Source organism: Terrabacter sp. P5_B1 (assembly GCF_056400505.1).
On the sequence record NZ_JBFULD010000007.1, the window covers coordinates 25,628 to 33,668 of the forward strand.

The 8,041-nt window shown below is 69.0% G+C and carries 8 protein-coding genes and 1 pseudogene; 4 read left to right on the forward strand and 5 right to left on the reverse strand.

From position 1 onward, the window contains the following. Positions 1 to 193 precede the first annotated feature (193 nt). Positions 194 to 2,551, forward strand: a complete 2,358-nt coding sequence (locus AC1DP0_RS01400) for an arylsulfatase (protein WP_478082111.1) — start codon at positions 194 to 196, stop codon at positions 2,549 to 2,551. 1,058 nt (positions 2,552 to 3,609) lie between these two features. Further along, positions 3,610 to 4,629, forward strand: coding sequence for a glycoside hydrolase family 3 N-terminal domain-containing protein (locus AC1DP0_RS01405; protein ID WP_478082126.1), 1,020 nt, complete (start codon positions 3,610 to 3,612; stop codon positions 4,627 to 4,629). On the opposite strand, the gene AC1DP0_RS01410 is transcribed toward AC1DP0_RS01405, so the two are convergent. Together AC1DP0_RS01410 and AC1DP0_RS01415 are read right to left on the reverse strand one after the other, a co-directional pair. Beyond that, positions 4,617 to 4,922 carry a putative immunity protein gene (locus tag AC1DP0_RS01410; protein WP_478082114.1) on the reverse strand — a complete coding sequence of 102 codons (306 nt, stop codon included), beginning with the start codon at positions 4,920 to 4,922 and terminating at the stop codon, positions 4,617 to 4,619. The genes AC1DP0_RS01405 and AC1DP0_RS01410 overlap by 13 nt on opposite strands. Next, the gene (locus tag AC1DP0_RS01415; protein ID WP_478082116.1) at positions 4,846 to 5,274 is read right to left on the reverse strand and encodes a putative immunity protein; all 429 of its coding nucleotides are present in this window, start codon (positions 5,272 to 5,274) and stop codon (positions 4,846 to 4,848) included. The genes AC1DP0_RS01410 and AC1DP0_RS01415 overlap by 77 nt, the downstream gene beginning before the upstream one ends. A 152-nt stretch (positions 5,275 to 5,426) precedes the next feature. Here AC1DP0_RS01415 and AC1DP0_RS01420 point away from each other — a divergent pair, with 152 nt between their 5' ends. Continuing rightward, positions 5,427 to 5,978: a YdeI/OmpD-associated family protein gene (locus AC1DP0_RS01420; RefSeq protein WP_478082119.1), complete on the forward strand. Its 552-nt coding sequence runs from the start codon at positions 5,427 to 5,429 to the stop codon at positions 5,976 to 5,978. 20 nt (positions 5,979 to 5,998) lie between these two features. On the opposite strand, the gene AC1DP0_RS01425 is transcribed toward AC1DP0_RS01420, so the two are convergent. Genes AC1DP0_RS01425 through AC1DP0_RS01435 form a run of 3 tightly spaced genes read right to left on the reverse strand, consistent with a single transcriptional unit; the run spans position 5,999 to position 7,647 of the window. Then, positions 5,999 to 6,628, reverse strand: coding sequence for a Clp protease N-terminal domain-containing protein (locus AC1DP0_RS01425; protein WP_478082121.1), 630 nt, complete (start codon positions 6,626 to 6,628; stop codon positions 5,999 to 6,001). 4 nt (positions 6,629 to 6,632) lie between these two features. Then, positions 6,633 to 6,845, reverse strand: a complete 213-nt coding sequence (locus AC1DP0_RS01430; protein ID WP_478082122.1) for a helix-turn-helix domain-containing protein — start codon at positions 6,843 to 6,845, stop codon at positions 6,633 to 6,635. Between the two features lie 49 nt (positions 6,846 to 6,894). Next, positions 6,895 to 7,647, reverse strand: a complete 753-nt coding sequence (locus AC1DP0_RS01435; protein ID WP_478082123.1) for a class I SAM-dependent methyltransferase — start codon at positions 7,645 to 7,647, stop codon at positions 6,895 to 6,897. Between the two features lie 177 nt (positions 7,648 to 7,824). Here AC1DP0_RS01435 and AC1DP0_RS01440 point away from each other — a divergent pair. Then, positions 7,825 to 8,041: pseudogene (locus tag AC1DP0_RS01440) on the forward strand (DUF2231 domain-containing protein); the annotation flags it as partial.

Sequence of the window (8,041 nt, forward strand, 5' to 3'; positions counted from 1 at the left end):
ACACGCTACCCCGGGGCCCTCGTTGCGGCAGGCGGACGCCGAGGGACGTCGACAGGTCTCTGACGCGTCACCCTGTCCGGGCGATGCACCGGCGTCGCGATGTCGCTTGTCTCGAGGGAAGGCGGGCCGACCTGGCGCGCTCGAACTTGGCTGGCGAGCCGTCGCCGTCGTCACGAAACAGATTCGAGGAGCCATGAGCGTGCCGTTCAAGGGCAGGGTCAACGTCGACATCCGGGACTCCGTGGAGGACTGGGGCCCCTTCGCCCCACCGAAGGCCCCGGACGGGTCGCCCAACGTCGTCTACATCGTGCTCGACGACGTCGGCTTCTCTGCGATGAGCTGTTACGGCGGTCCGATCGAGACCCCGAACATCGACAAGATCGCCGGCGACGGGGTCCGCTACACCCAGTGGCACACCACCGCGCTGTGCTCGCCGACCCGCTCCTGCCTGCTCACCGGGCGCAACCACACCCGCAACAGCATGGCCTGCATCACCGAGGGCGCCAGCGGCTTCGCCAACGCGAGCGGCACCATCCCGCCCGAGAACGGCATGTTGTCCGAGATCCTCGGCGAGCGCGGCTGGAACACCTACATGGTCGGCAAGTGGCACCTGTGCCCGACCGTCGAGATGAACCTCGCGTCGACGCGTCGGAACTGGCCGACGGGTCGAGGCTTCGAGCGGTGGTACGGCTTCCTCGGCGCCGAGACCAGCCAGTGGTACCCGGAGCTGACCTACGACAACCACCCCGTGGACCAGCCGAGGTCGCCCGAGGAGGGCTACCACTTCGGCGAGGACATCACCGACAAGGCGATCGAGTTCATCATGGACGCCAAGGCGGTGGCGCCGGAGAAGCCGTTCTTCCTCTACTACGCCCCGGGCGCCTGCCATGCACCGCACCACGCGCCCAAGGAGTGGATCGAGAGGTACGCGGGGCGGTTCGACGAGGGCTACGAGGCGATGCGCGAGGCCACGCTGGCCCGCCAGATCGAGATGGGCATCGTCCCGCCGAACACCGAGCTGCCCGCGATCAACCCGCTCGGCACCCCGGAGACTCGCACCGGTCCCGAGGGGCAGCCCTTCCCTGCCGTCGACACCACCCGTCCGTGGGACTCGTTGTCGGAGCAGGAGCAGCGGCTCTTCGCCCGCATGGCCGAGGTGTATGCCGGGTTCCTCTCCCACGCCGACGCCCAGATCGGCCGGCTGCTCAGCTATCTCGGGGAGACCGACCAGCGGGAGAACACCCTGGTCATCCTCGTGTCGGACAACGGCGCCAGCGGCGAGGGCGGCCCGGACGGGTCGGTCAACGAGATGCTGTTCATGAACGGGATCCCCGACGACGTGGACACCAACCTCGCGATGCTCGACGAGCTGGGTGGGCCGAAGACCTACAACCACTACCCCAACGGGTGGGCGATGGCCTTCAACACCCCCTTCAAGATGTGGAAGCGCTACGAGCTCAACGGCGGCACCTCCGACCCGTGCGTCATCTCCTGGCCGGCCGGCATGACCGCCCACGGTGAGATCCGCGAGCAGTACCACCACGCGATCGACCTCGTGCCGACCGTTCTCGACGCGCTAGGCATCGAGGCCCCGGCCACCATCAAGGGCCACACCCAGAGCCACTTCGACGGCGTGAGCATGCGCTACAGCTTCGATGACGCCAACGCCCCCGGCGAGCGGCAGACGCAGTTCTACTCGATGCTCGGGTCGCGCGGCATCTGGCACGACGGCTGGAAGGCCATCACGACGCACCCGACGATCAGCGGGTGGGGGCACTTCAACGAGGACCAGTGGGAGCTCTACCACGTCGACGTCGACCGCTCCGAGCTGCACGACCTGGCCGCCGAGCAGCCGGACAAGCTCCGCGAGATGGTCAACCTCTGGTACGCCGAGGCCGGCGCGAACGAGGGCTTCCCGCTCGACGACCGCTCGGCGCTGGAGATCCTCGTATCACCGCGCCCGCAGCTCTCCGCGCCCCGGGACCGCTACGTCTACTACCCCAACCACGCCGAGGTGCCCGAGGCCCAGGCCGTCGTCGTTCGGGGCCGCTCGTTCGTCATCGGCGCGTTGGTCGACCTTCCGGAGCCGGGTGCCCAGGGCGTGCTCTTCGCGCAGGGGTCGCGCTTCGGTGGTCACAGCCTCTACGTCAAGGACAACCGGCTGCACTACGTCAACAGCTTCGTCGGCATCGTCGAGCAGGTGGTCGTGGCGACGGAGGACCTGCCGACCGGTGAGAACCTCATCCTGGCGGCCTCCTTCGAGAAGGACGGCGGCGAGGCCACGCCGGTGGCGACCGGCGTCCTGTCCCTCTTCCACGGCGACTCGAAGGTCGGTGAGGGGCGGATCAAGCTCCAGCCCGGCGGCTACATGATCGCCGGCGAGGGCCTGGCCGTCGGCCGCGACGTGGGCGACCCTGTGACACAGGACTATCCGGGTGAGCGTCCCTACCGCTTCACCGGAGGCACGATCAAACGGGTGGCCATCGACGTCAGTGGCGAGCCCTACGTCGACCTGGAGCGTGAGGCCCAGGGGATGCTGATGCGCGAATGAGCGGCGCCAGTACCTCACGAGGTGCGGACGCCGAGCCGCGGCTTGACCGTTCTGCCTCACGTCAGTTCACGCCGCACTCGGTGGTCTGACCGGCCCGCCACTCACGGACGTCATTGATCCAGTCGGTGCCTCAGCTTCTGGGGTGCGCAGAACCGGTAGCTGTCCGTCAGCAGCTCGACGACCTCGTCCCAGTCGATGTCGTCGTCGAGCACCATCCCGACGGCGGTGGGTGACCACGGCGGCCGGTAGAACGGCGGCCCGGCGCGGGGCCAGGGCCAACAGCTCGTCGCCGGATGACCGGAAGGTCAGCACCGTGGTTGGTTCGGTCACTCCGGTCAGGTCGCGGTAATCCGACGTGTAACCCTCCTGGGCGACCAGGACGTGGGCAAAGATCGTGTTCCGGACCCGCCACCGGACGCCGGTCCAGGCGTCCTCCTCGTGAGCCTCGGGCAGTGCCAAAGCAGTCGAGGCGACCCGCGCGACGACGTCGCCGGATGGCTCGATGCGCGGCGGCTTCGACACGCCCTGAGTCTGCCAGCGCCTGCCGACAGGTGGTCGCACGCCGGGACCGCGGTCACTGCCACTGCAACGGCGATGAACAGGGCGAGCCGCCCCCATCGAGATCATCCGTGTCGAGGGCTCATCGCTGTGCTCCCTTGCTGACGGCCAGACCACCGGCCCCTTTCGACGAGCCTTTCGAGGCTACTGCGATGGACGTTCCCGGAATATCAGAATTCATGGCCTGACCCAGCCCTCGTGCCCGTCCCCCGCGGCACCTCTGCGCAGCGAGAACGACCTCAACGCAGCACCGCGGTAGACCACCGATCCGGACCCGGCCAGAGCATGACGTCGTCGATGGATCAGGGTGCTGGCCGTTCAGTTGCGTGGGACCATGACGTATGCGTTGCCTGCGCTGCGTCGCGATAGGTGCTGGCGCCGTCGCTCTCCTGGCTTCCTCGGCCGCGGGTGCGCGTCCGGCGGGGATGATCCCGGGCGCCGAGGCCGCGGCAGCCATACAGACAACCGCGGTCTGCAGCCCGTACGCGGTCATGCAGTCGATGACCCTCGAGCAGCGGGTCGGCCAGATCTTCATGGTCGGCACGCCCGCCACCTACGCCGACCCGACCGTGCTGGACCAGATCACGCGGTACCACGTGGGAAACCTCTTCCTGTCCGGGCGCAGCACGGGTGGGACTGCCGCGCCATCGGCTGTCACCGCCGCCGCTCGAGCGCGGGTCACGACGGCCAGCACCGCGAACACGCCGCTGTTCGTCGCCACCGATCAGGAGGGTGGTTACGTGCAGGTGCTGCAGGGTCCGGGCTTCAGCAGGATGCCGACCGCGCTGACCCAGGGCACCTGGTCGGATGCAGGCCTGCAACAGGCCGGGACCACCTGGGGGAGTCAGCTGCTTCGCGTGGGGGTCAACCTCAATCTGGCTCCTGTGGCGGACACCGTTCCGAATGCGCAGTGGGCCAAGCAGAACCCGCCCATCGGCGTGTTCCAGCGTGAGTACGGCTACAGCTCGTACGTCACCGCCGCGAAGTCCGTCGACATCGTGCGCGGGATGTCGGCGGCGGGTGTCGGCACCACCAGCAAGCACTTTCCCGGGCTGGGTCTGGTCACCGCAAACACCGACACCAGTTACGGCGTCCACGATCGCTACACGACCAGCACGAGCCCGTACCTGAACCCGTTCCGCGCCGACATCAATGCCGGTGTGACGGCGGTCATGATGTCCTCGGCGATCTACGACAAGATCGACCCCACGACGCTCGCGGTGTTCTCGCCGAAGATCGTGAACCTGGTGCGGAGCGCAGGCTTCCACGGGCCGATCCTGACGGACGACATGGGGAACGCCGTCCAGCCCGGCCAGTGGACCGTGGCTCACCGCGCGACCAACGCCCTGAGCGCCGGGGTGGACATGATCCTCACGGTCACGCCGTCGGTGATCCCGACGATGTACAACGAGATCCTGCACCTGGCCCAGACGAGCTCGTACTGGAAGGCGCGCGTCGACAGTGCTGCGTGGTGGGTGCTCGTCGGCAAGGCCCAGCGAGGACTCCTTCACAACTGTTGACGGGACTCCGAGGCGGATCGCAGTAGTCGCGACGTGGCGTCAGTCCTCGAAGACGGACCAGCAGATGGCGTTCCGGCGAACCTGGTCCTCCAGACGAGCGCCCGAATCCGCTCGGGGAGCCGGTCGCGCTGCGAGTCTCGCTCACGCCGTCCGGCGTTCAGGTCGTTCGGATCGGCGGCCCGAACGGCCGGGATCGCGTAGGCCGCAGCGCCGAGATCATGCTCGGGCACGTGGCCCACGCAGGCTGCCTGGCCGGTGGCGTAGGCGGCGAACCGGGCCGCACCGGGCCGCACCGCGCACTGGCCGTGCGGCGCCCATCGCGTGCCCGCCCCGGGCTCGGGCGTCCATCATCTTCATCTCGCCACGCACCCACGCGCGCGCCCCCTCGATCGCGTCGCGAGGCCGGGTGTCCATCGGCTGGGCTTCTTCGAAGAGAGGGAGCACGTGCTCGGCACACTGGGCGGCCCACCGGGCCACAAGCTGGTGGTCCGCGTCGCCGAGCATGCCGCCGCGGCGGATCGTGATCAACCGCGGGCCGCGCCCAGTCCGGTCAGTAGAGAACCGTAGGAGCTCGGGCGGAGTGCGGCGTGCAGGGCCCGGCAGCTCGACAGGTGCTGCACCAACGACGGGTGCCACGCCCAGCATCCATCAGAGGGAGCCGAAGACGCTCGACTCTCGGGGAGGGCCCGTGATCAGGTGTCGCTCCTGCCAGCCGTGACGGCCATCCTGTCGGTGGGCGGTGCCAGGATGGCCATGTGTCGGCCGAAGGGACGCCGGAGGAGTTGGCCGGCCAACAGATGATCTCGTTCGCTACGGTGCCCGACTGCGAGGCCTGGTTTGCCGAGCACCACGCCGACCATCGCGGCTTCTGGCTCAAGATCGGCAAGGTGGGTGCGGCCGCGACGGTCAACTACGCCGAGGCGCTCGAGGTCGCTCTCTGCTACGGCTGGATCGACGGGCAGAAGCGGGGGTTCGACGAGGCCTACTGGTTGCAGCGCTTCACTCCACGCGGGCCGCGGAGCAGGTGGTCGCAGATCAACCGGGACAAGGCGGAGGCGCTGATCAAAGCCGGTCGTATGCGACCGGCCGGGCAGGCGCAGGTCGACGCGGCGAAGGCGGACGGTCGGTGGGCGGCGGCCTATGCCGGACAGAAGAGCGCAACGATCCCCGACGACCTGGCCGCCGCGCTCGCGGCCGATCCGGAGGCCAAGGCGTTCTTCGACACGCTCGCGGGCGCCAACCGGTATGCGATCCTCTACCGCGTTCAGGACGCGAAGAAGCCCGAGACCCGGGCGGCGCGCATCGCGAAGTTCGTCGAGATGTGCCACAACCACGAGACCCTCCACTGACCGCTGGCCCGCTTCGGTACTCAGGCGGTCCGGCGGCCGCGGTCCTCGAGCTCGGCGCGCACCGCCTGCACGTCCACGCCGAGGGTCCGCATCAGCATCGTCAAGGCTTCGTCGTCGCTGCGCAGCACCCCGAGGGCGATGTGCTCAGTGCGGATCTCGCGGGCGCCGGCGCGGATCGCCTCGCGTAGCGAGAGCTCGAGCACCTTCTTGGAACCGCGCCCGAAGGGGATGTGGCCGCCCCGCTTGAACCGTCCATGGGCAGCCCACTCGTCGTCGTGGTTCTCGTCCGGCGGGGCGGCGGCGCCGCCGTCGCGGCTCACGTCCTGGGTCGGCTCATCGAGCGCCCCCTGGCCGAACTGCCGCTCGACGGCTTCCCGGATGGCGTCGAGGTCGATGCCGAGGGACCTCAGCGCCGCGGCGTCGTCCTCGGTCAACGAGGCCCGCGGAGCCGGCCGAGCAGCGCCGAGGCACTCGGCGACGGCGTCCGACGTGATTCCGCGGCCGGCGAGGAGATCGCTGACCCCGCTCCCCTCCTCGGTGAGGGCGAAGAGGAGGTGGACCGGCCGCACCTCGTCGGCGCCGATGCCGTGGCAGAAGTCCTGGGTCGAGATCACGACGGCGCGTGCGTCTCGGGTGAAACGTTCGAACACGGGTCTACCTCCGAGAGTGCTTGCGGTGGACTGTCTGCTTCGTGACGCCCAGCGCGTCCGCGATCTCCTGCCACGACCATCCCTTGGCGCGGGCATTGCGGACGTGCAGGGTCTCGAGCTGGTCGAGCAGGCGACCCAGCGCGGCAACAGCCCGCAGCCCGACCGTCGGGTCGGTGCTGTCGAGGTCGCCCGCGAGGTCGGTGGCGGTTCTCTCCATGGACGTCAGCATATGCTGACGGACAAGACCGCGTCAACACATGCTGACGTCAGTCCCTCCGGGCCTCGATGAGGTGTCGGGCGGAGTGGGCGACGAACGGTTCCCCCTGACGCATCTTCACGTCCAGCTCGTGCAACTTGTCCTCGTACCGGTCGACGGTGAAGTCGGGTACCCACCACACGCACTTGCGCAGGATCCAGACGATGGCCCCGACGTCGAAGAACTCCAGACGACATCTCGCCGTGTGCAGCTGCTCGACTCGCAGGCCGGCCTGCTCGGCCTGRGCGGCCTCGCGCTGCGGGTCTCGGCCCTTCCGCTGCTCTGGCAGTGGTCCCAGGAGGAACTCGATGAGCTCGAACGCCGAGGCSGGTCCTACGTGCTGCGCGAAATAGTGCCCGCCGGGACGCAGCACGCGATGAATCTCGTGCCAGTCGGGGCGCACGGGATGCCGGGCGGTGACCAGGTCGAACCATTCGTCCTCGAGGGGGAGTCCGGAACCGTCCCGGGTCGCCAGGAYGCGRACACCGCGCGGCCCCAACGTGGCGCGSGCCCGYTCSGCGTTGGGAGGCCAGGACTCGGTCACCACCATGACGGGAGGCAGCACGGGTGCTTCGTTGATGACCTCGCCGCCGCCGGTGTCGATGTCCAAGGCCCGCTCCACGGCTGCGAGCCGCTGCGCGAGGAGCCGCGAGAACCGCMACGGCGGACGCTCCTCGGTGGCCCGGCCGGYCAGCCAGCCGAAGCCCCAGCCGGTGATGTCTGCCGACTCGGCCTCCGCTACCAACTCGTCGAACCCGCGCATGGYRYGAGCCTCACAGACCCGRGAAGGKCCGACAAAGCGTTWTCCAACTGAGGAGTGGGTGCCACGCTTGCGCCCTACACGTCACACCTCTTGTTGACCATGAGAGTGGAGCGAGGCAACGTGGTGTCCGACGGCGCCGTGGACGACGCCGATGCACCGTTCAGCGAGGAGAAGCACATGAGCGCGATCGAACGGCCCCCGGCCATCGTGCGCTGGACGCTGCGGCTCGAGGAGACCACCGCGCTCGACAGGCCGGTGCGAGCGCTCGAACCGGCGATCCGGTCCGCCTTCGGCACGGGGAGGCGGGCTTCGGTGCTGCGCGGCGAGTGGTTGGGTCACGCGATCCACCCGCTGCTCACCGACGTCGTCCTCGGGACGTGGACCTCAGCCACGC

Coding starts and splice junctions, on each gene's coding strand:
- AC1DP0_RS01400 (WP_478082111.1), top strand. CDS start 194: ATGAGCGTGCCGTTCAAGGGCAGGGTCAACGTCGACATCCGGGACTCC.
- AC1DP0_RS01405 (WP_478082126.1), top strand. CDS start 3,610: ATGACCCTCGAGCAGCGGGTCGGCCAGATCTTCATGGTCGGCACGCCC.
- AC1DP0_RS01415 (WP_478082116.1), bottom strand. CDS start 5,274: ATGCTGGGCGTGGCACCCGTCGTTGGTGCAGCACCTGTCGAGCTGCCG.
- AC1DP0_RS01420 (WP_478082119.1), top strand. CDS start 5,427: ATGATCTCGTTCGCTACGGTGCCCGACTGCGAGGCCTGGTTTGCCGAG.
- AC1DP0_RS01430 (WP_478082122.1), bottom strand. CDS start 6,845: ATGGAGAGAACCGCCACCGACCTCGCGGGCGACCTCGACAGCACCGAC.